Annotated in this window: 22 protein-coding genes; 19 read left to right on the top strand and 3 right to left on the bottom strand. The window is 44.2% G+C overall.

Features of this window, described 5'->3' with window-relative positions:
• Positions 1-758: 758 nt before the first annotated feature.
• From atpB to ACS8FD_RS04120, 11 genes are all read left to right on the top strand, one after another.
• Positions 759-1,625: a F0F1 ATP synthase subunit A gene (atpB, locus tag ACS8FD_RS04170; RefSeq protein ID WP_439274598.1), complete on the top strand. Its 867-nt coding sequence runs from the start codon at positions 759-761 to the stop codon at positions 1,623-1,625.
• 33 nt (positions 1,626-1,658) lie between these two features.
• A complete protein-coding gene (atpE, locus tag ACS8FD_RS04165) occupies positions 1,659-1,907 on the top strand; it encodes a F0F1 ATP synthase subunit C (RefSeq protein ID WP_010197960.1) in 249 nt (82 codons plus the stop codon).
• A gap of 116 nt (positions 1,908-2,023) precedes the next feature.
• On the top strand, positions 2,024-2,494 hold the full coding sequence (locus ACS8FD_RS04160; protein WP_439274597.1) for a F0F1 ATP synthase subunit B: 471 nt from the start codon (positions 2,024-2,026) through the stop codon (positions 2,492-2,494).
• Positions 2,495-2,507: 13 nt separating this feature from the next.
• On the top strand, positions 2,508-3,131 hold the full coding sequence (locus ACS8FD_RS04155; RefSeq protein WP_439274596.1) for a F0F1 ATP synthase subunit delta: 624 nt from the start codon (positions 2,508-2,510) through the stop codon (positions 3,129-3,131).
• A 97-nt stretch (positions 3,132-3,228) separates the two neighbouring features.
• Positions 3,229-4,773 carry a F0F1 ATP synthase subunit alpha gene (gene atpA / locus ACS8FD_RS04150; RefSeq protein WP_439274595.1) on the top strand — a complete coding sequence of 515 codons (1,545 nt, stop codon included), beginning with the start codon at positions 3,229-3,231 and terminating at the stop codon, positions 4,771-4,773.
• 201 nt (positions 4,774-4,974) lie between these two features.
• The gene (gene atpG / locus ACS8FD_RS04145) at positions 4,975-5,856 is read left to right on the top strand and encodes a F0F1 ATP synthase subunit gamma (RefSeq protein ID WP_439274594.1); all 882 of its coding nucleotides are present in this window, start codon (positions 4,975-4,977) and stop codon (positions 5,854-5,856) included.
• A 38-nt stretch (positions 5,857-5,894) separates the two neighbouring features.
• Positions 5,895-7,328 carry a F0F1 ATP synthase subunit beta gene (gene atpD / locus ACS8FD_RS04140; protein WP_439274593.1) on the top strand — a complete coding sequence of 478 codons (1,434 nt, stop codon included), beginning with the start codon at positions 5,895-5,897 and terminating at the stop codon, positions 7,326-7,328.
• Positions 7,329-7,439: 111 nt separating this feature from the next.
• The gene (locus ACS8FD_RS04135) at positions 7,440-7,856 is read left to right on the top strand and encodes a F0F1 ATP synthase subunit epsilon (protein WP_439240506.1); all 417 of its coding nucleotides are present in this window, start codon (positions 7,440-7,442) and stop codon (positions 7,854-7,856) included.
• A gap of 682 nt (positions 7,857-8,538) precedes the next feature.
• Positions 8,539-9,255 carry a response regulator gene (locus ACS8FD_RS04130; protein WP_025646734.1) on the top strand — a complete coding sequence of 239 codons (717 nt, stop codon included), beginning with the start codon at positions 8,539-8,541 and terminating at the stop codon, positions 9,253-9,255.
• 174 nt (positions 9,256-9,429) lie between these two features.
• A complete protein-coding gene (locus ACS8FD_RS04125; RefSeq protein ID WP_439274592.1) occupies positions 9,430-11,112 on the top strand; it encodes an ATP-binding protein in 1,683 nt (560 codons plus the stop codon).
• Between the two features lie 37 nt (positions 11,113-11,149).
• The gene (locus ACS8FD_RS04120) at positions 11,150-11,329 is read left to right on the top strand and encodes a hypothetical protein (protein ID WP_439240500.1); all 180 of its coding nucleotides are present in this window, start codon (positions 11,150-11,152) and stop codon (positions 11,327-11,329) included.
• A gap of 92 nt (positions 11,330-11,421) precedes the next feature.
• Here ACS8FD_RS04120 and ACS8FD_RS04115 read toward each other — a convergent pair whose 3' ends face one another.
• Positions 11,422-12,891, bottom strand: coding sequence for an ATP-binding protein (locus ACS8FD_RS04115; protein WP_439274591.1), 1,470 nt, complete (start codon positions 12,889-12,891; stop codon positions 11,422-11,424).
• 243 nt (positions 12,892-13,134) lie between these two features.
• Here ACS8FD_RS04115 and rpsP point away from each other — a divergent pair, with 243 nt between their 5' ends.
• The 4 genes from rpsP to rplS all read left to right on the top strand — a co-directional run bounded on the left by rpsP (position 13,135) and on the right by rplS (position 15,483).
• Entirely contained in the window at positions 13,135-13,404 is a 270-nt protein-coding gene (gene rpsP / locus ACS8FD_RS04110) for a 30S ribosomal protein S16 (RefSeq protein WP_439240496.1), read from the top strand.
• Positions 13,405-13,543: 139 nt separating this feature from the next.
• Positions 13,544-14,074 carry a ribosome maturation factor RimM gene (gene rimM, locus ACS8FD_RS04105; protein ID WP_439274590.1) on the top strand — a complete coding sequence of 177 codons (531 nt, stop codon included), beginning with the start codon at positions 13,544-13,546 and terminating at the stop codon, positions 14,072-14,074.
• A gap of 20 nt (positions 14,075-14,094) precedes the next feature.
• The gene (trmD, locus tag ACS8FD_RS04100; protein ID WP_439274589.1) at positions 14,095-14,847 is read left to right on the top strand and encodes a tRNA (guanosine(37)-N1)-methyltransferase TrmD; all 753 of its coding nucleotides are present in this window, start codon (positions 14,095-14,097) and stop codon (positions 14,845-14,847) included.
• A gap of 204 nt (positions 14,848-15,051) precedes the next feature.
• Positions 15,052-15,483 carry a 50S ribosomal protein L19 gene (gene rplS / locus ACS8FD_RS04095; RefSeq protein ID WP_439240490.1) on the top strand — a complete coding sequence of 144 codons (432 nt, stop codon included), beginning with the start codon at positions 15,052-15,054 and terminating at the stop codon, positions 15,481-15,483.
• Between the two features lie 253 nt (positions 15,484-15,736).
• Here the strand turns inward: rplS and ACS8FD_RS04090 are convergent, their stop codons facing one another.
• Complete coding sequence (locus tag ACS8FD_RS04090; RefSeq protein ID WP_439274588.1) at positions 15,737-16,321, bottom strand: DUF4442 domain-containing protein; 585 nt, start codon at positions 16,319-16,321, stop codon at positions 15,737-15,739.
• Positions 16,322-17,053: 732 nt separating this feature from the next.
• Between ACS8FD_RS04090 and ACS8FD_RS04085 the strand changes: the two genes are divergently transcribed.
• Positions 17,054-18,580: a DUF3360 family protein gene (locus ACS8FD_RS04085; RefSeq protein ID WP_439274587.1), complete on the top strand. Its 1,527-nt coding sequence runs from the start codon at positions 17,054-17,056 to the stop codon at positions 18,578-18,580.
• A gap of 102 nt (positions 18,581-18,682) precedes the next feature.
• Here the strand turns inward: ACS8FD_RS04085 and ACS8FD_RS04080 are convergent, their stop codons facing one another.
• Positions 18,683-19,300: a thiol:disulfide interchange protein DsbA/DsbL gene (locus ACS8FD_RS04080; protein WP_439274586.1), complete on the bottom strand. Its 618-nt coding sequence runs from the start codon at positions 19,298-19,300 to the stop codon at positions 18,683-18,685.
• Positions 19,301-19,703: 403 nt separating this feature from the next.
• Between ACS8FD_RS04080 and ubiG the strand changes: the two genes are divergently transcribed.
• The 3 genes from ubiG (at position 19,704) to ACS8FD_RS04065 (ending at position 22,218) form a co-directional block, all read left to right on the top strand.
• Positions 19,704-20,525: a bifunctional 2-polyprenyl-6-hydroxyphenol methylase/3-demethylubiquinol 3-O-methyltransferase UbiG gene (gene ubiG, locus ACS8FD_RS04075; protein ID WP_439274585.1), complete on the top strand. Its 822-nt coding sequence runs from the start codon at positions 19,704-19,706 to the stop codon at positions 20,523-20,525.
• 83 nt (positions 20,526-20,608) lie between these two features.
• A complete protein-coding gene (locus ACS8FD_RS04070; RefSeq protein WP_439274584.1) occupies positions 20,609-21,319 on the top strand; it encodes an HAD family hydrolase in 711 nt (236 codons plus the stop codon).
• 77 nt (positions 21,320-21,396) lie between these two features.
• Positions 21,397-22,218, top strand: a complete 822-nt coding sequence (locus ACS8FD_RS04065) for a YciK family oxidoreductase (protein ID WP_439274629.1) — start codon at positions 21,397-21,399, stop codon at positions 22,216-22,218.
• Positions 22,219-22,307 lie beyond the last annotated feature (89 nt).

Here is a 22,307-nt window from a genome sequence, read left to right as displayed (position 1 = left end):
AGCCATCCTGCCGTCCAATTTCTCCATGACTAATGATACCCCTTAATTGAATACTAGCTGAGTGGTCAGTTGCTGCTTTAAAGCGACAGGACGAGCTTAGCGCTAACGAATAGATACGTTGTTTGTACTTTTCATCAGTCAAGAAGTAGCTTGAAACGTTGAAACAACCAAAATAAGTTGCAAATCAAGTCAAGAACATCAGTTATAAGCGCTATTTAAAGGTTAAAGCACTGATGTTTTACAAATTATTTTTGGGCGCAAATGTCCATCCCTATCGGCTATCAGTAGAAACGCTACTTATACCTTTGATAAAATATAAATAATTGACTTTACATGATTACTACGCTGCATTAAGATATACAGCTAAATATTTTGCTTGAGCGTGTCTCAGTGAGCACCATTCTGAATATAAGAAACAAGCAAGAGGCCACATAATTGGATTATGTGTCAGTACCAAGGGCTGGTAAGAACTACTCATAAGCCCTTTTTTGGTAGCTGAAATTTCTGCAATCCAGTGAAACGCTAATAAAAACAGGTATTTGTAACAGTGCTAATCATTTTGGTGCTGCTTACCTCGGTACTGCAAATTACCTTAGTATTACAAGTTAGATTAGGTTGGCTGTTATAAGCTCAAGGCAAGTTTGAATATCGTAAGACAGCAAGAGTACTGCTGCACATTTAAACGACTATTTCCTAAGTTTATAACGACCGTATTTTTGGTAATTGATTAAATCGTTGATTAATGAGAAGCTGACACTATGGCAGGCGAACAAACAACAACAGAATATATCTCTCACCACTTAACAAACTGGACGTACGGCTATTTGCCGGGCGAAGGTTGGAAAGTTGCCTACACCGCTGAAGAAGCGAGTGCGATGGGCTTCAATGCTATTCACCTTGATTCTATGTTGTGGTCAATAGGTTTGGGCATAGTGTTTTGTGCTATCTTTTGGATGGTTGCCAAAAAGGTAACGTCAGGAGTGCCTAGCAAAACGCAAGCCGCCGTCGAGATGATCGTTGAGTTCGTTGATAATAACGTTCGCGATTCATATAGTGGCACCTCAAAACTGATTGCGCCTTTAGCATTGACCATCTTCGTCTGGATCTTCTTGATGAACTTGATGGATCTATTGCCGGTTGACTTTATTCCAGCGCTTGCTGGCCAAATCGGCGCTATGATGGGTCATGATCCGCATCATGTCTTCTTCAAAATCGTCCCAACTACCGATCCTAATATCACCCTTGGCATGTCGTTTTCTGTCTTTGCGCTGATCATCTTTTATAGTATCAAAGAAAAAGGTATTGGTGGCTTTGTTGGCGAGCTTACGCTGCATCCGTTTAGCGCTAGCAACCCTATCGTACAAATTATTTTAATTCCAGTAAACTTCATCTTAGAGTTTGTGACTCTGATAGCGAAACCTATCTCTTTAGGCTTACGACTATTCGGCAACATGTATGCCGGTGAGTTGATTTTCATACTGATTGCCCTGATGCCATTTTGGATTCAATGGGCGTTGTCAGTACCGTGGGCTATCTTCCACATCTTAATTATTACCCTTCAAGCGTTCGTATTCATGATGCTGACCATAGTTTATATGTCATTAGCATCATCAACTGAACATTAATTAGACATTCAATAGGCATAAGAGGATACATCAATGGATCCAGTATTAGGTGGTTACACAGTTATCGCAGTAGCGCTACTTATCGGTTTAGGCGCACTTGGCACAGGTATTGGTTTTGCGATCTTAGGTGGCAAATTCTTGGAAGGCGTAGCCCGTCAGCCAGAGCTTGGTTCACAGTTGCAAACACGTATGTTCATCGTAGCAGGTCTACTTGATGCGATCCCAATGATCGGTGTCGGTATCGCTATGCTATTGTTGTTCGCTAACCCTCTAGCAGGTTAATCAGAAAGCTCAGTTGTAACTGTTTGACCGTCTTAAGTTGTCTACTAAGTTATACAGAGTCTGACGGTTAGACAGGATCAATGAAACTGATTTTTCATTAACAAAGAGGTGATCACGTGAACATCAATTTTACCATCGTCGGTCAAGCCATTGCTTTTGCAATATTTGTGGTTTTTTGCATGAAATTCGTGTGGCCACCACTTATCGGCGCAATCAATGATCGTCAGCGTAAAATCGCTGATGGCCTAAATGCCGCTGAAAAAGCAAAAGCTGACTTGGCTACAGCAGAGCAAGATGTCCAGCAAGAGCTTGAACTGGCTAAGACTAAAGCTGCCGCCTTAATTGAGCAAGCGAATAAGAGCGCTAATCAACTGGTCGAAGATGCAAAATCACAAGCGCAAGCGGAAGGTGAGCGTATTCGTCAGCAAGCTCAAGCAGGAATTGATCAAGAGATCAATCAAGCGCGCGAGTCACTGCGTGCGCAAGTGGCAGAGCTTTCTGTGCTTGGTGCTGAAAAGATTTTGCAAGATAGAGTCGATATGCAAAAACATGCTAGCATGTTAGACCAACTGGCGGCGAAGCTGTAACTGTGAGGATATAATGGCTGACTTATCAACCTTAGCACGACCCTACGCAAGAGCCGCGTTTGACTATGCCAATGAGAACGGGGCTGTAAACGAGTGGGAAAATTTCTTGTTTATTGCCGGTGAAATTGTCAATGACAAAGCGTTTCTTAACTGGCTAGAGAACCCAGCGGTTACCGCTGAGCATAAGTCAGCTGCTTTGGTTGATCTTTATGACTCACAAGTAGCTGGTGATCAAGATTCTGCTTTTAAGCAGTTATTAGCTAATAATAGCGGCTCTGTCAATGACGGCACTATCAGCTATCCAAAAGTGTCACCAGCGCTCAACAACTTTGTCAAACAGTTAGCAGAGCAAGAGCGTCTTGCCCTCCTTCCTGAAGTTTATGAACACTATCGTCGTCATAAAGCGACTAGCTTAAAACAGCTTAATGCTTATGTGACTACCGCTTATCCATTGACCGATGCCCAGCGTGAGACGTTCCAAACACGCCTAGCGGCTTCGCTTAATGCTAGTGTAGTGATTCACGAAACGGTTGATCCTAGTCTATTGGCAGGCGCTACCATAAAAGTCGGTGACAAAATCATTGATGATTCGATGCGCGGCAAGTTACAACAGTTAAAAACACAGCTAACTGCCTAATGCCAGTCACAAGCGTAGCGCTGATGAGTCAAGCTACGTGATAGTAAGAGCATTTAAGTCAGTGGGCGGGTTATCATAAATTAAAGGAAACAAGGCAATGCAACAACTGAATCCAGCGGAAATCAGTAATCTGATTAAGCAGCGTATTCAAGACCTTGATGCAGGTGCAACTGCAAAGAATGAAGGCACGATTGTCAAAGTATCTGACGGTATTGTGCAAATTCATGGTCTTGAAGATGCCATGTACGGCGAAATGATTGAGTTTGAAGGCGAAATCTACGGAATGGCGCTTAACTTAGAGCGTGATTCTGTTGGCGCAGTCGTACTCGGTGACTATCTGCAATTGCAAGAAGGCCAAAAAGCTTATTGCACGGGTCGCATTCTTGAAGTGCCAGTAGGTCCTGAATTATTAGGCCGCGTTGTTGATGCTTTAGGCAACCCTATTGATGGCAAAGGTCCTATTGATGCCAAAATGACGGATAAAGTCGAAAAAATCGCCCCAGGCGTTATCGACCGTCAATCAGTAGACCAGCCAGTTATGACTGGTTATAAAGCCGTTGATACCATGATTCCAATCGGTCGTGGACAGCGTGAGCTTATCATTGGTGACCGTCAGACGGGTAAAACCGCTATGGCTATTGATGCGATTATCGCGCAAAAATCATCTGGCATTAAGTGTGTCTATGTCGCTATCGGTCAAAAACGCTCTACTATCGCAAACGTGGTACGTAAACTTGAGCAGACTGGCGCTTTAGAATATACCACTGTCGTTGTTGCTTCTGCTTCTGAGCCTGCTGCTCTACAGTATATCGCACCGTACTCAGGTTGTACGATGGGCGAATACTTCCGTGACCGCGGCGAAGATGCGCTGATTGTGTTTGATGATTTATCAAAGCAAGCCGTTGCTTATCGTCAGATTTCACTACTTCTTCGTCGTCCGCCAGGCCGTGAAGCTTATCCTGGTGATGTTTTCTATCTACATTCACGCCTACTTGAGCGTGCATCACGCGTAAACGCCGACTACGTAGAAAAGTTCACTAATGGTGAAGTGGTAGGTAAAACCGGTTCTTTGACCGCACTACCTATTATTGAAACCCAAGCCGGTGACGTCTCAGCATTCGTACCGACTAACGTGATCTCAATCACCGATGGTCAGATCTTCTTAGAATCAAGCCTATTTAACTCAGGTATCCGTCCAGCGGTCAACGCTGGTATTTCGGTATCGCGCGTTGGTGGTTCAGCTCAGACTAAGATCATCAAAAAGCTATCTGGTGGTATCCGTACCGCACTAGCCCAGTACCGCGAATTGGCAGCTTTTGCTCAGTTTGCCTCGGATCTTGATGATGCGACTCGTGAGCAGCTTGATCATGGTGAGCGCGTCACTGAGCTTATGAAGCAAAAGCAGTATCAGCCGATGTCTGTTGCTGAACAAGCAGCGGTTATTTATGCGTCAAACGAAGGCTTTTTATCTGATGTACCGGTAGAGAAAATCGGTTCTTTTGAAGAAGCTTACTTACGTTATATGCATGACGAACAGAGCGAGCTTATGACGGAAATCAATGAGACTGCAAATTACAATGATGATATTGCTTCTCGTTTGAAGTCAGCTGTTGAGACTTTTAAACAAAATCACAGTTATTAATTTAATGGGTTAAGCCGATTTGGTTTTAGCTTATCGTATACCAAGTGGCGCGTTGTTTAAGCAGATATTTGCGCCACTGCTTTAACCATCATCGGTATTAGGTCGCGTTATGCTGGCATATAACCCTTGTTTTTAAGTGTTAATTCTTGATCGAATGCTGCAGGCGTCACTGCTTTTTAACCCTCTTATATTGGAATCATTATGGCAAGCTTAAAAGAGATACGTGCCAAAGTCACCAGTATTAAAAGTACCCAGAAGATTACTCGCGCTATGCAAATGGTCGCAGCGAGTAAAATGCGTCGTGCCCAAGAGCGCATGGAAGTGGGTCGCCCGTATGCTGATAGTATGCGCCGGGTTATCTCGCATTTGGTACATGCCTCATCAGATTACAAACACCCTTATATGGTAGCGCGCCCGGTTGATAAAGTAGGCTATATTGTTATCACCTCGGATCGTGGCCTAGCGGGTGGCTTGAACATTAATTTGTTCAAAGCTCTATCCAAAAGTATTCAAGACTATCAAAATCAGTCTGTGCACGCCGAATTTGCGGTTATCGGTGCCAAGGGCGTCAGCTTCTTTAAGAACTTTGGCGGTAAAGTCACCTCTGCGGTGACGGATTATGGCGATAAACCGACCTTCGAGCAGGTGAACTCACCCGTACAAGCGATGCTTGATGATTATGCCAACGGCAAGCTTGATCGCATTTATGTGGTCTATAATAAGTTTATTAATGCGATGACGCAAAAGCCAACGGTCAATCAGTTAGTGCCCCTGCCTGAAGGGTCATTCGATGATGATGCTAGCGGTATGCAGACGGAGCTGAGCTGGGATTATATCTACGAGCCTGATGTCAAAACTTTGATTGATGAATTACTTGGACGCTATATTGAATCGATCGTTTATCAAGCGGTCATGGAAAATATTGCCTCTGAACAGTCCTCACGTATGGTTGCTATGAAAGCAGCAACTGATAACGCTGGTGACCTAATTAACGATTTACAGTTGGTTTATAACAAGCTGCGTCAAGCGGCGATTACTCGAGAAATCTCGGAAATCGTTGGCGGTGCTGCTGCTGTTTCATAATTGACTACAACCATATATAGAAGTTCAAGGAGAACGCAATGAGTAGCGGTCGTATTGTACAGATTATTGGCGCGGTTCTTGACGTCGAGTTCAACCGTAACGAAGTTCCTCAGATTTATGATGCTCTACAAGTAGATGGTACTGAAACCACTCTAGAAGTTCAGCAACAGCTAGGTGATGGCATCGTGCGTACGATTGCTATGGGCTCAACTGAAGGTCTTAAACGTAACTTGCCAGTGACTAACACTGGTGCCCCAATCGCGGTACCCGTAGGTATCGGTACGCTTGGTCGTATTATGGATGTTCTAGGTCGTCCTATCGATGAAGAAGGACCTGTAGAGGCTGAAGAAAAGTGGTCTATCCACCGTGAAGCACCAAGCTATGCCGATCAGTCCAACAGCACTGAGCTATTAGAAACTGGTATTAAAGTTATTGACTTACTTTGCCCGTTCGCTAAAGGTGGTAAAGTTGGTTTGTTTGGTGGTGCTGGTGTTGGTAAAACCGTCAACATGATGGAATTGATCAACAACATCGCGCTTAAGCACGAAGGTCTGTCGGTATTTGCTGGTGTTGGTGAGCGTACGCGTGAAGGTAACGATTTCTATCACGAAATGCAAGAAGCTGGCGTTGTTAACACTGAAGACTTTACTAAGTCTAAAGTTGCGATGGTATACGGCCAGATGAATGAGCCACCGGGTAACCGTCTACGTGTAGCGCTATCTGGCCTAACCATGGCTGAGTACTTCCGTGATACCAAAGATCCTGCTACTGGTAAAGGTCGTGACGTCCTACTATTCGTCGATAACATCTATCGCTATACGCTAGCGGGTACGGAAGTATCAGCACTACTAGGCCGTATGCCTTCAGCGGTTGGTTATCAGCCAACATTGGCTGAAGAGATGGGTATGCTTCAAGAGCGTATTACCTCAACGCAGTCAGGTTCGATTACTTCAGTCCAAGCCGTATACGTACCAGCCGATGACTTGACCGATCCATCACCAGCAACGACGTTTGCTCACTTGGATGCTACTGTCGTATTGAGCCGTGATATCGCTTCACAAGGTATCTACCCAGCCGTTGATCCGCTAGATTCAACTTCACGTCAGCTAGATCCACAAGTGATCGGTGAAGAGCACTATAATGTGGCTCGCGGTGTGCAGGAAGTGTTGCAGCGCTATAAAGAGCTAAAAGACATCATCGCTATCCTAGGTATGGATGAGCTGTCAGAAGAAGATAAACTCGTCGTTTATCGCGCGCGTAAGATTCAGCGCTTCTTGTCACAGCCATTCCACGTCGCCGAAGTCTTCACTGGTGCGCCTGGTAAATATGTACCACTACGCGATACTATTGCTAGCTTTAAAGCAATCATCGCAGGTGAGTATGATGACTTACCAGAGCAAGCATTCTATATGGCTGGCGGTATCGACGAAGTTGTCGCTAAAGCAGAAAAAATGAAATCTACAGCGGCATAAACCGCTAGATAGTCAGCCTAGCGAATAAAGTTGATTTATCACTTTCATTCGCTAGTTGGCTTTATAGCGAGCTAGCTGTTTTTAAGACTTTTTCATAATAAGGATTTAGGTATGGCAACGTTACAATGCCGCGTCGTAAGCGCCCGTGAAGAGCTATATTCAGGCGAGATCAGTATGCTGATTGCCACTGGTAGCGAAGGCGAGATTGGTGTTCTGCCAGGTCACACGCCATTGATTACCTTGCTAAAGCCTGGCTCAATGCGAGTACAAACGCCAGACGGTCAAGAGGAAGTCATCTACGTGTCCGGCGGCGTACTTGAAGTACAGCCAAAAATGGTTACGGTATTAGCCGATACTGCTATGCGCGCGCACAATCTTGATGAAAGTAAAATCGTCGAAGCTCGTAGACAAGCGGAGCAGTTGTTAGTCAACCAAACGGATACACTGCAGACGAATGCGGCTCTTGCCTCATTGGCAGAATCAGTCGCTCAGCTACAAACAATTCGTAAGTATCAAAACCGCTCTTAATCGGCTTTATGCGCTAAATAAGCGTCTAAGTCAGTTGCAAGGTTTTGCTAAAAACAGTCCATCGGGCTGTTTTTTTTGTTTACAGCACTTCATAAAACGCTAGCTCCAAGCGATAGTTATACTGTTTATGTTTATACCCTATTTCAATGGCAAATACAGCTTAGCCATAAGCGCCAACAATCTGTCATTTGTAGTAAAAGAGACTAGTAGTCAGGCAGGAATTTAGTTATATTATTAACATAATAAGTAGTAGCAGACTTTATTTTTTCACCATTTGGCTGTTTTTAGTGGCCTTACCTAAGCACTTAGATGTTTAGTGACTTTGCTACTTAAATACTTCAATGTTACTTAGCTTAACCATTAATTTTGTAATTAAAACCAATAAGTGACGCTAGCCTCTATGTGTTATTTTAGAAAAACCTTAGCTTTACTTGGTTTTGGACGAAAACTAAAATTTTAGGTGGGCTTCTTTATAGGTTTTGTTAACGACAATAGGCTATAGTAGGGTAAGTTATAAGTTTAGTAGTATACTAGTTTGCTACGATTGAGCTGCACCTATAAACAAAATATATAAAGATATTGAAGATAAGCAGTAGCATTTTTTAAGACTATTGCCGTCTTGATATTCATTTTCCGTTGCAAACTTTCCGTTTTTAACTTAGATGTATTAGAGGATATAACGATGACAACACCTGAAGACGACAACACCCCGCGAATTTTGATTGTTGAGGATGACGAGCGTCTGGCTATGTTAACCCAAGATTATTTGGTTAAAAATGGCTTAGAAGTCGCAATTGAGACAGACGGCAACCGTGCTATTCGTCGTATCGTCAATGAGCAGCCTGATATGGTAGTGCTCGATGTCATGCTACCAGGTAGCGATGGTCTGACCGTCTGCCGTGAAGTGCGCCCGCATTATCAAAACCCTATTTTGATGCTGACGGCTCGTACTGAAGATATGGATCAAGTCTTGGGTCTTGAGATGGGTGCGGACGACTATGTTGCCAAACCTGCACAGCCACGAGTGTTATTAGCTCGTATTCGTGCGCTGCTGCGCCGCTCAGAAAATGCGCCATCAGAAGATGTGCCGCAGCGTCTTGAGTTTGGTGAGCTAGTCATCGACAACGGTGGTCGCTCAGTGAACCTAGGCGAAGAATTGGTTGATTTCACTAGTGCTGAATATGACTTGCTCTGGTTATTGGCCTCTAATGCTGGCCGTATCTTATCGCGTGAAGATATCTTTGAGCGTCTGCGCGGTATCGAATACGATGGTCAAGATCGCTCTATTGATGTACGCATCTCACGTATTCGTCCAAAGATTGGTGATGATCCAGAGAACCCAAAACGTATTAAGACTGTCCGTAGTAAAGGTTATCTGTTCGTCAAAGAAGGCAACTAAATCCTTATCGATAATTTATAAAAAACCAGCGCTATGCTGGTTTTTTTATTTTCTAGACAAAAACCTTAATCAAGGTTTTAATGCAGCAAACTCTAACATATTTACGAGCGTTGCTATAGAATAGCAGCAGTAAGTTTTACTAATAAATTATCCCATGCTTTGGTTACGGCAATTATGTCATTAGTCTCATCCCTAAAACACAGTATCTTTGTTCGAATATACGCTGGGCTATTGATAGTCTGCTTATGTGTTGCTCTTTTTGCGCAGTTATTGATGGATACTATCAATCAAGAGCGTATGCAAACCTATCGCGAGAATATGGCGACAGGTGCTTTTTATTTAGTGAGCGAGGGACTTGCGCATCAAGCGACAGAAACCCAGCGCGAATATTGGCTATCTGATGCCAGTAGTTTATTTGGTTCGACCTTTCGTATAGTAGCGCTAGAAAATATAGATTTCAGCGCCAGTGAACGGCGTCGTTTCGTAAATGGCGAGACGGTGGTTCGCTATGAAAGCCAACCGGCTTATGCCGATGTTTACCACCGTTTACCCAATGATAAAGTGCTGACAGTGCGGGTCTCGCAGGTCACCGAGCAGCAAGTACGCGCTATGGCGGTATTTTTATTAGATGATCTCTCTTATTACCCTACGTTGCCTGAGAAACGGGCGCGACTAGCGGAGCTTGAAAACAAGTTCTCTTACCCGTTATCGTTAAACACCATAGATACTTTTAATTTGGATGATGACCAATTGGCACGTTTGCGCCGTGACGAAGTGGTTATCCTGCTGCAAGATAGTAATAGTAGCCAAGGCAACTCTTCTATCAAGATTGTCATTCCCTCTGAGATCAACGATATGGCTGTTCTTATGGGGCCGATCCCTTTATTCAACTGGTTCCCGCTCAATTTGATCATCAGTATGGTGTTGATTAGTATGTTTCTAATCAGCTTAGGCGTCTATGCACTTATCTTCCCACTCGAACGCAAGTTACAGCTGATACAAGTCGGGGTTAATGAAGTTAGCGATGGCAATCTCGATATTCAGGTACAAGTCATTGGCCAAGATGAGATTGCGCGCTTGTCCGCTACCTTTAATGCGATGACCGCCCATATCAAGCGCTTGATTGAGTCACAGCGAGAGCTGACACGTGCGGTATCGCACGAACTACGAACACCAGTTGCCCGTATTCGCTTTGCAGTCGATATGCTAGCCGATACCGACGATGAAGATTCGCGCTTTATGCAGCGAGACTATATCGACGAAGATATCGAATCTTTGAATGGTCTAATCGATGAGATCTTAACCTACGCTAAACTAGAAGAAGGGTCACCTAAGCTCGACTTAGAATCGGTCAATTTAAAAGAATTGGTTGAGCAAATTGTCCGTGAAACTAACGCTCTAGGCAAAGATATCAAAATCGTTGGTAATCCGCCTAATAGTAAAGTGACAGCCGTTGCCGATCGACGCTACCTGCACCGCGTGATTCAAAACCTTGCAGGCAATGCGCTACGTTATGCTGAAGGCACTATCATTATTAGCGCTTGGGTGAAAAAGGGCAATGCATTTGTCAGTGTCGAAGATGATGGGCAGGGTATTCCAGAGGAAGATCGCGAAAAAGTATTTATTCCTTTTGCTCGCTTAGACGACAGCCGCACTCGCGCTTCAGGCGGTTATGGTTTAGGATTATCTATTGTCTCGCGCATTGCTTTTTGGTTCAATGGCAATATGAGCGTTGATGAAAGCCCAAAGCTCGGCGGCGCCCGTTTTATTATGACTTGGCCTATTAAGCCCTTAACGCAGACCATTGCCGCTGACCAAATCACGCAAGAACAGAGTGAGCGCAGCTTTGAGAGTTGAGATTTATCGATAGGATGACAATAGAGGAGAGCAGGGGATGCCTTACTTATTTGGCGGCTTGATAATACTTAATGCGGCTGTGCTGATTAGCTATTTGTTTTTTCAACAGCCTAGTACTACCCAAAGCTTACAACAAGCACAAGATGAGCTCGTGCAGCCTATCGACTTTATCAACAGCTCTGAGCATATTCCGCCCCCTATCGGCACTACAAATTAACTTATGAGTTAACTTTTTAAAAAGCAAACCTGTTTATTTCGCATTCATGGTATCTCAATACTTTAACACTTCGACACTACAACCGATAGCACCTAGCTATCGATTGTAGTATCGACTTTTTTATAGCTAACCTCATTATCGGCAGTGTCTTTATCAGTAGCGGCTGTTTGGTCAACTTTAGAAATCAGCGGTATTTTGACACAGACTTGTAAGCCGCCTTCGGGATGATTAATCGCCTCCACCGTACCGTGATGCAATCTTGCAATACGGTTAACAATAGCCAGACCTAGACCACTACCCTGAGTGGTCCGAGCGGTTTCGCCGCGCTCAAACGGCTGCATAATACGCTCTAACTGATCTTCTGCTACGCCATCACCGCAGTCGCGCACACAAACGACAAGCTGCTCTTGCGCTTCACCCATAACCTCGCTTTCGCTAATCACATCACTCTCGCTTGTGGCTAGCGTTTCTTTGAAAGTCGGTACGACCGTCGCCGATAAATAGATAGGTGTCTTTCCGTAACGATTGGCGTTATTGACTAGGTTAATAATCATCCGTTTAATAGACAAAGGGCGTACGGGTACTTGCTTCTCTAGTTGGCACTCATACACAAATTCCATTGGTGCAAACTGCACTATAATTTCGTTAAATATCGTATCCAAATCAGTCAAGCGCACCGGTTCATCAGAGCCATCTTTCATAAAGGAGATAAACTGCTCCAAAATCGCATCCATGTCTTCCACATCATAAATCAAGCCTTCCCGAAAAAAGTCATCCGGTAACATCTCAGCGGTGAGGCGCATGCGTGTCAGTGGTGTCCGCAAATCATGCGAGATACCAGCGAGCATAATCGTGCGCTCCTTTTGTGCTTGATTGAGGGTAGTAAAAAGCCGATTAAAAGCCAGATTGACTTGCCGAATCTCAGTAGGCCCTGCTTGAGTTGGCAGCGTGGTGGCATGACCAAGACGAATATAGTTAGTCGCGGCTCGCTGCAGATGGCGCAAAGGTCGATTCAATTGCCGCGCTATCAAGATAATAGTGAGCAACGTCAGAATAGGAATGCCAAGTAGAAAAAATCCTAACAGGGTCGGACTGTATTGGGAATAGTAGATAACGGGCTCACGTATCCAAAAGCTAGTATCACGGCTATCTTGCACCCATAGCTGCGGTGTTGGCTTAAACTTAAAATAAACCTCTACTGGGCGGCCCAGCTGCGCACTGATTTCATGTTGTAATACATTGGTAAAAAGGCCGACAAACACTTTTTGCTCAACTTGTGGAAAGTCGCTAGGGTTCTCTACTGTGACCACATGCGAGTGCTCATAGATCCAGCGCTGAACCTCAGGATTATTTTGCCAATCTTGTTTGGCACTATTCATCAATTGTAGCTCACTGGTCAAATAGCGAGCATGGGTTTTTAACTCAGGCAAATAAAGACTACGCCAAAAGAACCAGATAGATAGACTCACACTGATAATGACCATAAAACTAATCATAAAAGTGGTCAGCCAGCTGTTCGACCAACTACTAGAGCGACGTGTTGGGGTATTCGCGGTACTCATAGCAGACGGATGCTCCAAAAGAGGTACAGAAAAATAATCAAGGGTATAAGACACAGGTGTTGTGAGATGAGTATAGTGCAATAGCGTAAAATGCGCTATGGGTTGAGCTAAATGCGCAGCAAAAACAGCTCATCTAAGTGATTGTTATCAAACAACTAAATAAACACAGTTTATGTTTTCAAAAATAATAGACTATGATATAATTGTGCCCTTTTTGGTATACCTGCGAAAGAGAGAAATCAGATGGTTGTTATTCGTTTAGCACGGGGCGGTGCCAAAAAACGCCCATTTTATCAAGTCGTAGTTGCTGATCAACGCCGCGCGCGTGATGGTCGCTACATCGAAAACATTGGCTTTTTTAACCCTTTGGCTAAAGAGTCAGAAGAAGCGGTTCGCTTAAACATGGAAGCGTACAATGCGTGGGTCGCAAAAGGCGCACAGCCTTCAGATCGCGTTGCTTCATTAGCGAAGTCTTACAACAAGACTGCTGCTGAAAGCGAAGCTACTGCTTAAGTCTTAAGTGATGATCTATAAATAGCTTACGAGCTATTTATAGATCTGAGTTTAGAAATATTGACTTAAAAATCTAGCGTCCCATAGCATATCGTTATCTTCTTTATCCTACACTGTATTTATAATATTTAGAGTCGTTATGTCATCAACACCTGCTAATAACCTTATGAAAATAGGTCAGCTCAAAAAGCCTTACGGTATAAAAGGTTGGCTTTGGGTTTTTAGCGATACCGATGACCGAACCGCTATATTTGCTATGCAGCCTTGGTATATGAAGACCGCTATGGGTATGAAGCCTTTGACTGTCAAAGCTTGGCGAGAGCAAGGATCGGGTATTGTCGCTCAGTTTGAGCAAGTTCCTGATCGCAATGTTGCAGAAACCATGAATGGGGTAACCCTTTGGGTGGAGCAAGATGTCTTGCCTGAGACTGGCGAAGATGAGTACTATTGGTCAGATCTGATCGGGGTACGAGTCTTCAATGAGCAAGATGAGTATTTAGGCGATATTACTGAGATGTTTGAAACCGGTGCCCATGACATCATGCGCGTAGCGGCCACCTCAGATAGCTTAGATAATGAAGAGCGTCTGATACCTTGGCATAAGCAAACGGTGATCGAAGTCGATATAACGGCTAAAACGGTCATCGCTGCTTGGCCAAGTGACTATTGACCATTGATTAGTGATTGCTGATGTATTTTGCTGTCATAAGTATCTTTCCTGAGATGTTTGCCGCGATTCGTGATTTTGGTATCACTGGCCGCGCTGTGACTCAGCAGCAAGTTATTATTGATTGCATCAATCCACGCGACTATACCACGGACAATTACCGCCGTATTGATGAACGTCCTTATGGTGGTGGTCCTGGTATGGTGATGATGGCTCAGCCATTAGCGCAAGCGATTGAGGATGCTAAACAGCGCGCTGGTCTGCAAGGTTGCCGTATCGACAGCAAGCATTGTCCGGTGATTTATTTGTCACCACAAGGGCAGACGCTCAGTGAAAATAGCGTGCTTGAGATGGCTGATTACGACGGCATGATTTTATTATGTGGTCGTTATGAGGGCATTGATGAGCGCTTATTGACACAATACGTCGATGCTGAAGTCTCGCTTGGTGATTACGTCTTAACTGGCGGTGAACTCCCAGCGATGGTGTTGATGGATAGTGTGATACGTCGTCTACCTGATATTATGGGTGATGATAAATCCGCGATGCAAGATTCGTTCGTCGATGGCTTGCTCGATTGTCCTCACTACACTAAGCCGCATGAGTTTGCGGGTATGGCGGTTCCGGAAGTACTGCTTTCAGGCCATCATGCCAATATCGCTAAGTGGCGTTTTCATCAGCAAGTAGAGCGTACTCAAGCGAGGCGTCCAGACTTATGGCAAGCTTTTAGTCCGACTGCTGAGCAAGCGCGTTGGCTAAAAGAGCAGTCAAAGTAGCAGATATAAATAGTCAGTATAGCTAAACCGTTAAAAAGAATTTTGCGCAATAAGTAATCGGCTATAGTGTAATGGCCGTTTAACAAACCCCATTTACCTTGTCTCTACTTACTCTTGATTAAGAGAGTAGTTGAAGGCAATTAATTATTACAAACAGGTGATATGCGCTTAGCCTCTATTATCTAATGTGAGGAGATAACTCTCATGAGCAACAAACATCCATTAGTTCAAAGCGTTGAAAATGCTCAACTAGTAGAACGCCCAGACTTTAGCGCTGGTGATACCGTTGTCGTACAAGTAAAGGTACGTGAAGGCGAGCGTGAGCGTCTACAGGCCTTTGAAGGCGTCGTCATCGCTAAGCGTAACCGTGGTTTAAACTCAGCCTTTACGGTTCGTAAAATCTCAAGTGGCGTTGGTGTTGAGCGTGCTTTCCAATTGCATTCTCCTATTATCGACAGTATCGAAGTGAAACGCCGCGGTGCCGTTCGTCGCGCGAAACTATACTACTTACGTGAGCGTTCTGGTAAATCAGCACGTATCCGCGAGAAGCTTGGCGCACGTCCAGCAAAGCAAGGTGCTCAGAAGAAAACTGACGCCGGCGTACCTGACGCTGTGGATACCGCACCTGGTATCTAAGCTAGTAGCCGCGCTCAATGTTGAGCCTAACTATTACTAGTTAATAATTACTTATTAGTAATAGTTACTAGCCGTAGTTACAAGCCCTTATTCATAGGTTTATTATATAAATAAGTAGGCGTACCAAAAAAGACAAAACCCCAATCTATGCGCAAGCTAGATTGGGGTTTTTGTATTCGCGAAACAAAATTAAGATGTCTATTATTCCTGAGATATCCATTATTCTAAGGCATCTCTTTTATAGCACTACAGTTTAACTTTGACTATTATCTTTAATGTCAGGCTTATCAGGTAAATCTAGACGACTGGCTTGGCTTTTAGACTTACTGTGCTTGCGTAAGCGAATGTAGATGGTCTTGGTCACGACCGCGATGACTTTTTGGTTATTATCGACGATTTCAGTGCGATAGTCGCGAAATACCGGCTCGCCGCTCTCAGCGAGTTTACGGATTATCGTCGCTTCACTGCTCGATACTTTTATTCGCGCAGTTACTTTACTAGCTCCTGGCGCGACAAACTCAATATGCGAGCTTTTATCCCATACCACATAATTGCTACCCAATTGTTGCATCAATAGCAGCATATAAAAAGGGTCGGTCATGGCGTACAAACTACCACCAAACTGCGTGCCGACGATATTCTTGTTCAAAGCCGTCAGACCCATACTGACGACGCATAGCCCTTGATCGGTATCTAAGTACTCAAGCTTGATACCGGCACCCACATAAGGCGCATAGGTATTGATACGTAGTTTTAATAAATGCGGCGTCAGTATCGGCATAATGTACTGCTTGGCTTTGCGATTTAGTATTTCTAAATTTTTTGGAAGTAGCTTCATTTTTTATCCTTCAATCCCTAATCTTTATAATAATATCAGTCGGCTATAATCAGCTATGAATAAATATGCTCCGGTAAGTAGAGGTTTGCATAATGAAAAGCGCCCGTTATTTATCATTCACTAGCGTGCCTAACGTACAAGTGTACACTTAGAATACTCGAATTTTATTTTATAATAGAAAATTAAGCGAGAGAAGGACAAAAGGAGACTAGTTATGTCAAAGACTAATAGCAAGCAAAGGGAAGCGGCGGTAGAAGGGAGCTGTCAACTCTGTGGTCGTACGAATTTATAGTTAACTCGACACCATCTCATTCCAAGATCGCGGCATAATAAAGCCCGTACGCAGCGCAGCTTTAGCCGTACAGAGATGAGCGGCGATATTGCCATGCTATGTCGTCCTTGCCACAGCCAAATCCATAACATTTTTGCTAATCATGAGCTGGCAAATTACTACCACACGGTAGCACGCCTACGAGCACATAGCGAAGTCGAAAAATTTGTAAATTGGGTGAAAAAGCGGCCAACTGGTCTAAAGATAAGGATAAGAAACTGACGCTATAAATCGCTTTAGGAAAACAACACTCGCATTATGGATACTGATGACCTACAATGACCACCCCTTTGTTTGCGGTAGTTTAACCGTTAAGAATAAGTCGAGACAGCAGTCCCAACTATCGGTAATTGAAGCAAACAAACGATTATTTAAGTTCTCAGTCAACATAAGGAGATGTGATGAGTAATCCTCAAATCCCCGCATCAAAAACCGCAGACGCTAATCCCAACCTTGCCCACGAAAACGACCCTTTGCAAGGTAGCTATGCTGAGTTACATCAACCCTACGCTAGTTTTGAAAGTCGCGACGCATATCTCAATCATGAATTACAAGTCATGCAGCCTAAGCGCTGGCGGCCAAACTTACCCTTTAGAGATTATCGTTTTGAGTTTGAAGATACCATTCCGGCGATGGCAGCCACTATCGGTAAAGTGGTCATGGTCGGTGCTATCGCCGCTACTTTTGCAGGCCCTCTTGGCTTAGGAGAAGCATTTGTTTTAGAAAACGTACGTTATGAGCTGCTCATTGTCGCGTTTTTTGTCATCTTATTTTCAGGTTTTTTGCTACCGACTGCCAACCTTGCTGGTACTCATGGCCCGCTGATTCCTCTTATTCCGATTGTGGTCGCAGCTGGTGGCCACCCTATGGCTTTTGGCTTACTCATCGGTGCTTTTGGTCTGCTGCTAGCGATTAGCAAAGGCGGTAGTTTATTGGCCAATCTAACCAGTAAGGGGGTCTGCGGCGGTCTACTGCTATACTTAGGCTTCATTGGTACCACCTCGCAAGTCAAAAACTTATTTGCTTGGGCAGAAGGCATTGGTATGACGCATATTGCCTTTGTGGTAATTTTGCTAACGATCTTATTGTATGCGATGCTAGAGAACTTCCAAAAACGGTGGTTAGCAGTCCCATTAAGCTGCTTGTTAGGTGGCGGAGTGGCTTTTGCTATGGGCGCGCCATTTGCGTTTAAAACCACGCCCGGCCTGCCAAATATGAATCCGATGTACTGGTGGGGTGAAAACACCGGGTGGATGCTAGGGCTACCCACTGTTGAGAGCTTTGTGGTGGTATTGCCGTTTGCGGTACTGGCAGTGGCGATGTGGTCACCAGACTTTTTGGGTCATCAAGTCTTTCAAAAAATCAGCTACCCAAAGCGCACTGAGAAGGTATTGATGGACATCGATGATACCATGACCAGTGCTTCGATTCGTCAGGTGGCAGGTTCAGTATTGGGCGGCGCAAACTTTGCTTCGTCATGGGGTACTTATATTGTGCCAGCAGCGATTGCTAAGCGTCCTATCCCAGCAGGTGCTGTGCTGACCGGTCTTTTTTGCCTGATAGCAGGGGTTTGGGGCTATCCCATGGACCTTGCGATTTGGGAGCCAGTCATGTGTGTGGCCTTAATCGTTGGGGTGTTTATTCCGCTACTTGAGGCGGGTATGGAGATGACTCGTGAAGGTAAAACAACACAGTCGGCTGCGATAGTCGTTTTTGCCTCAGCGTTAGTAAACCCAGCTTTTGGTTGGTCTATTACTTTAGTATTAGATAACTTAGGTCTGATTGGCTCAAAAGAGCGCAGTGCTAGCTTATCTAAGATGAGTCGCTGGATCATTCCGGTAGTGACCTTTATAATCTTGACTGGCGTGATGGCTATTGTGGGTATGTTACCCGGTATCCCTGCATTATTACCAAGCTTTCGTCAGTAGTTTTAGCTAAAAAGTCATTAAACACAATAAAGCCAGCTGAGAGCTGGCTTTATTTTTTGGCTAGAAGTTATATTTTTTATGCTGTTAGTATTGTTTAAATAATTACTTTTCAGCGCGTACTTTATCGACTAAAAATTCTACCACTTTAGGGACTTTCGCGCTCTCACCGGACACTACGTATTTACCTTGCACCACGACTGCTGGTACTCCTGATAGCTGATAACGCTTGGCTCCTGCTTGTGAGCGTCCAATCTTCGTGCCTACTGCAAAAGAGTTGTAAAGGCTATTGAATTTCTTTTTGTCAACGCCTTGTGAAGCGTACCAGTTGGCAAGTGAAGCTTGGTCGAATAGTTTTTTGCCATCCTTATGGATCGCATCGAACAGCGCATCATGAGTTTTGTTTTCATAACCTAGTAGCTGAGCGGCGTAGAACCCACGAGCGCTAGCTTCCCAAACTGGGTTTAGTGCGGCGGGAGTTTTAAAGAAGGCGACATCTTTATCTTTGCTTTTTGCCCATTTTTCCATATGCGGGTTCAAAGCATAACAATGCGGGCAACCGTACCAAAAGAACTCGCGAACGATAATAGCATCACCGCTGATTTTTTCTGGATTATCAAGAACTTTGTAGTCTTTGCCGGCGACATAATCGGCCGCTTGTACGCCCATATTAGCGAAACCAATAGCACAGGCCAAACCAGTCAATGCGAGGACACGTTTCATACTTTTTCCTTTGATTCTTAAGGCTTAAGGGTATTAAGATAAATCATTAAATACAGTTCGGCTATAATAACGTAAAATGATAGTCATTGTGAACCGTATTCTTAACCAATAGTTGCCACGCTGTAGATATTATTTATAGTTAGATAAGGAATAGACAACCGAATATTACACAACTGATTATCTAATGCAAACGTTCACAATCAGTCACTAGGTGGCTAAGGTAATACAACGACTCTCATGCTAACATTAACCCTTGTTTCTAACGCTATTAATACTAACCGTGGAGTATTTTTAGTATTAGCTTGCTAAGATCTTATCGCTATCATTGATGAATTCTTAGTTTTTTAAGCATAATCGCTACGATCTAATAACAACGACAATAATGGTACTAAAGGATATTTCTATGAGCGCAACGCAACCTCAGCAAAATACGACTAACAATGTCCAAGAGGATATAGCTGATCAAACGGTAACCAATGTGGATCCTAGTGAAGTCGATAAATTCAACAAACTTGCCGGCGAATGGTGGGACAAAACAGGCGCGTTTGCAACTTTGCATGAGATCAATCCTTTGCGGCTCAACTGGATCACCGAAAACGTAGAGCGCGGTTATCAGAGCGCGGGCACTAACAAGACCGCAGCCGATGGGTTACAAGGTAAAAAAATACTCGACATCGGCTGCGGCGGCGGGATTTTATCCGAGTCTATGGCACGGCGCGGTGCGGACGTCACTGGTATCGATTTGGGTACTGAAAACCTAAAGGCGGCTACTGTCCATGCGCAGCAAAGCGGTCTTGAGAAGACGCTACGTTATCAGCATATCGCGGTTGAGAGTTTTGCAGCGAAGCATGCAGGTCAGTTCGATGTGGTCACTTGTATGGAGATGTTAGAGCATGTCCCAGACCCTAGCGCTATTGTGCAAGCTTGCTACGATCTATTAGCGCCAGGCGGTGTCTGTGTGTTATCGACTATTAACCGTAATCCTAAGTCCTATTTGTTTGCTATCGTTGGCGCTGAATATGTGCTGCGACTATTAGATCGCGGTACGCATGATTACGCCAAATTCATTACCCCAGCCGAGCTGGATAAAATGGCGCTCAACGCCGGGTTTAACCGCCAAGACATTATTGGACTGCACTACAATCCAATTACCAAGCGCTATTGGTTAGCACAGAATGTCGATGTCAATTATATGATGGCGGTTCATAAACCTATGAATAAGTAAGGCTGAATACATAAGGCTAAACAGTAAGTACAAACGAATTTTTTATAAAAGCATAATAATGCTTATCAATTAAGGCAGCTACTATGACTAACTTTGTAAAGGCGGTACTCTTCGATCTAGATGGTACTTTGATCGATACCGCTGCTGATTTTGTGCGTATCATCGGTAAGATGAGCCAAGAGAACCATTGGCAAGCGCCAAACGATGCCGATATTCGTCAGCAAGTCTCTGCCGGTGCCTCAGCAATGGTTAAGCTAATGCTGGAACATAATGGTCAAGGGGGTGTCACTGAGGAAGAGCTACTCACTTATCGTCAGCAGTTTTTGGATGATTATGAGGCCGATATCTGTATCGATAGTGGTGTCTTTACTGAGCTTGACGAGCTACTACGAACCCTTGAGAAGAATGGTACACCTTGGGGTATTGTCACTAACAAACCGCGCCACTTAGCAGAGTTATTACTGAATAAACTGCAGCTCGATGAGCGCTGTTCGGTACTGGTCTGTCCTGAGGACGTATCGCGTACCAAGCCTGATCCTGAGCCTATGTATCTGGCACTAGAGAAATTAGGAATAGCACGTGGGGGCGCGGCTTGCGTGCTTTATGTCGGTGATCATATTCGCGATATCGAAGCAGGGAATGCCGCTGGTATGCCCACCATTTTAGCGGCTTATGGCTATATCCCAGCAGAAGATCAGCCGACCCTAAAAAAGTGGGGCGCAACGCATATCGTCGAGACACCGATGCAGCTTAAGCAATTATTATTAAGGTCTGGTAAGTTTGATTACTTGTAAGCAGTCGTGCTTTTTTAATAGTAATGAATCTTGTCTAAAATATATCGATAGCAGTGAGCAATACCATGAATAATACGATGAGCGGTAATAAGAAAAATTCTGAGCGTAATACTATAACCAAAGACAGTCATCAGCCTTTAAGCCATGAACAAATCCGTAATTTTGTCGCAGAAGATAACAGCTTAGAGGGCAAGGTCATTTTAGTGACTGGAGCGGGGGCAGGTATTGGCCGCGTGGCTGCCTTAACTTATGCACGTTTTGGCGCAACGGTACTGCTCTTAGGTCGCACCACTAGTAAGCTTGAAGCTGTTTATGATGAAATTGAAAATATGGGCGGCAAGCAGCCGGCTATTTTGCCTATGGATTTAGAAACTGCTAGTTATGATGAGATGCAAAAGCTAGAGCGGCTTATCGATAAAGAGTTTGGTCATTTAGATGGTCTCCTCAACAATGCTGGCATCTTGGGAGCATTAACCCCGCTTGAGATGTATGATGTCGATATGTTTACCAAAGTAATGCAGATAAACTTCACTGCGACATTTAAGCTGACGCAAGCGTTACTGCCACTGTTAAAAGATGCCAAAAATGGCTCTATTGTCTTTACCTCAAGTACGGTCGGCACTTATCCACGCGCTTTTTGGGGTGCTTACGCCTTATCCAAACAAGCAGTAGAAGGAATGAGCGATATCTTTACTCAAGAGACGCAAAACACTACGAGCTTGCGTTTTAATTGCATCAATCCCGGCGGCACTCGTACCAATATGCGCGCACATGCCTATCCGGGAGAGAGCCCTATGAGCCTCAAAACACCAGAAGATATTATGCCAGGTTATATCTGCTTGATGAGTGATGAGAGTATCGATGTGCGCGGACAAGTGATAGCACTGCAGCCTAAATAATAAAATATGCACGGCTTTTATCGCCAAATTCTCTTGTATACACTTAACGATAGGTGTATTGAAATCCTAGCTAATACGCCCCATCTATC

Source organism: Psychrobacter sp. 1U2, assembly GCF_051847575.1.
This window is presented reverse-complemented; position numbering and strand designations above follow the sequence as displayed.

Coding starts and splice junctions, on each gene's coding strand:
- ACS8FD_RS04065 (WP_439274629.1), top strand. CDS start 21,397: ATGAGCGGTAATAAGAAAAATTCTGAGCGTAATACTATAACCAAAGAC.
- rimM (WP_439274590.1), top strand. CDS start 13,544: ATGTCATCAACACCTGCTAATAACCTTATGAAAATAGGTCAGCTCAAA.
- ACS8FD_RS04135 (WP_439240506.1), top strand. CDS start 7,440: ATGGCAACGTTACAATGCCGCGTCGTAAGCGCCCGTGAAGAGCTATAT.
- atpA (WP_439274595.1), top strand. CDS start 3,229: ATGCAACAACTGAATCCAGCGGAAATCAGTAATCTGATTAAGCAGCGT.
- rpsP (WP_439240496.1), top strand. CDS start 13,135: ATGGTTGTTATTCGTTTAGCACGGGGCGGTGCCAAAAAACGCCCATTT.
- ACS8FD_RS04155 (WP_439274596.1), top strand. CDS start 2,508: ATGGCTGACTTATCAACCTTAGCACGACCCTACGCAAGAGCCGCGTTT.
- atpE (WP_010197960.1), top strand. CDS start 1,659: ATGGATCCAGTATTAGGTGGTTACACAGTTATCGCAGTAGCGCTACTT.
- trmD (WP_439274589.1), top strand. CDS start 14,095: ATGTATTTTGCTGTCATAAGTATCTTTCCTGAGATGTTTGCCGCGATT.
- atpB (WP_439274598.1), top strand. CDS start 759: ATGGCAGGCGAACAAACAACAACAGAATATATCTCTCACCACTTAACA.
- ACS8FD_RS04120 (WP_439240500.1), top strand. CDS start 11,150: ATGCCTTACTTATTTGGCGGCTTGATAATACTTAATGCGGCTGTGCTG.
- ubiG (WP_439274585.1), top strand. CDS start 19,704: ATGAGCGCAACGCAACCTCAGCAAAATACGACTAACAATGTCCAAGAG.
- rplS (WP_439240490.1), top strand. CDS start 15,052: ATGAGCAACAAACATCCATTAGTTCAAAGCGTTGAAAATGCTCAACTA.
- ACS8FD_RS04070 (WP_439274584.1), top strand. CDS start 20,609: ATGACTAACTTTGTAAAGGCGGTACTCTTCGATCTAGATGGTACTTTG.
- atpD (WP_439274593.1), top strand. CDS start 5,895: ATGAGTAGCGGTCGTATTGTACAGATTATTGGCGCGGTTCTTGACGTC.
- ACS8FD_RS04125 (WP_439274592.1), top strand. CDS start 9,430: ATGTCATTAGTCTCATCCCTAAAACACAGTATCTTTGTTCGAATATAC.
- ACS8FD_RS04080 (WP_439274586.1), bottom strand. CDS start 19,300: ATGAAACGTGTCCTCGCATTGACTGGTTTGGCCTGTGCTATTGGTTTC.
- atpG (WP_439274594.1), top strand. CDS start 4,975: ATGGCAAGCTTAAAAGAGATACGTGCCAAAGTCACCAGTATTAAAAGT.
- ACS8FD_RS04115 (WP_439274591.1), bottom strand. CDS start 12,891: ATGAGTACCGCGAATACCCCAACACGTCGCTCTAGTAGTTGGTCGAAC.
- ACS8FD_RS04085 (WP_439274587.1), top strand. CDS start 17,054: ATGAGTAATCCTCAAATCCCCGCATCAAAAACCGCAGACGCTAATCCC.
- ACS8FD_RS04090 (WP_439274588.1), bottom strand. CDS start 16,321: ATGAAGCTACTTCCAAAAAATTTAGAAATACTAAATCGCAAAGCCAAG.
- ACS8FD_RS04130 (WP_025646734.1), top strand. CDS start 8,539: ATGACAACACCTGAAGACGACAACACCCCGCGAATTTTGATTGTTGAG.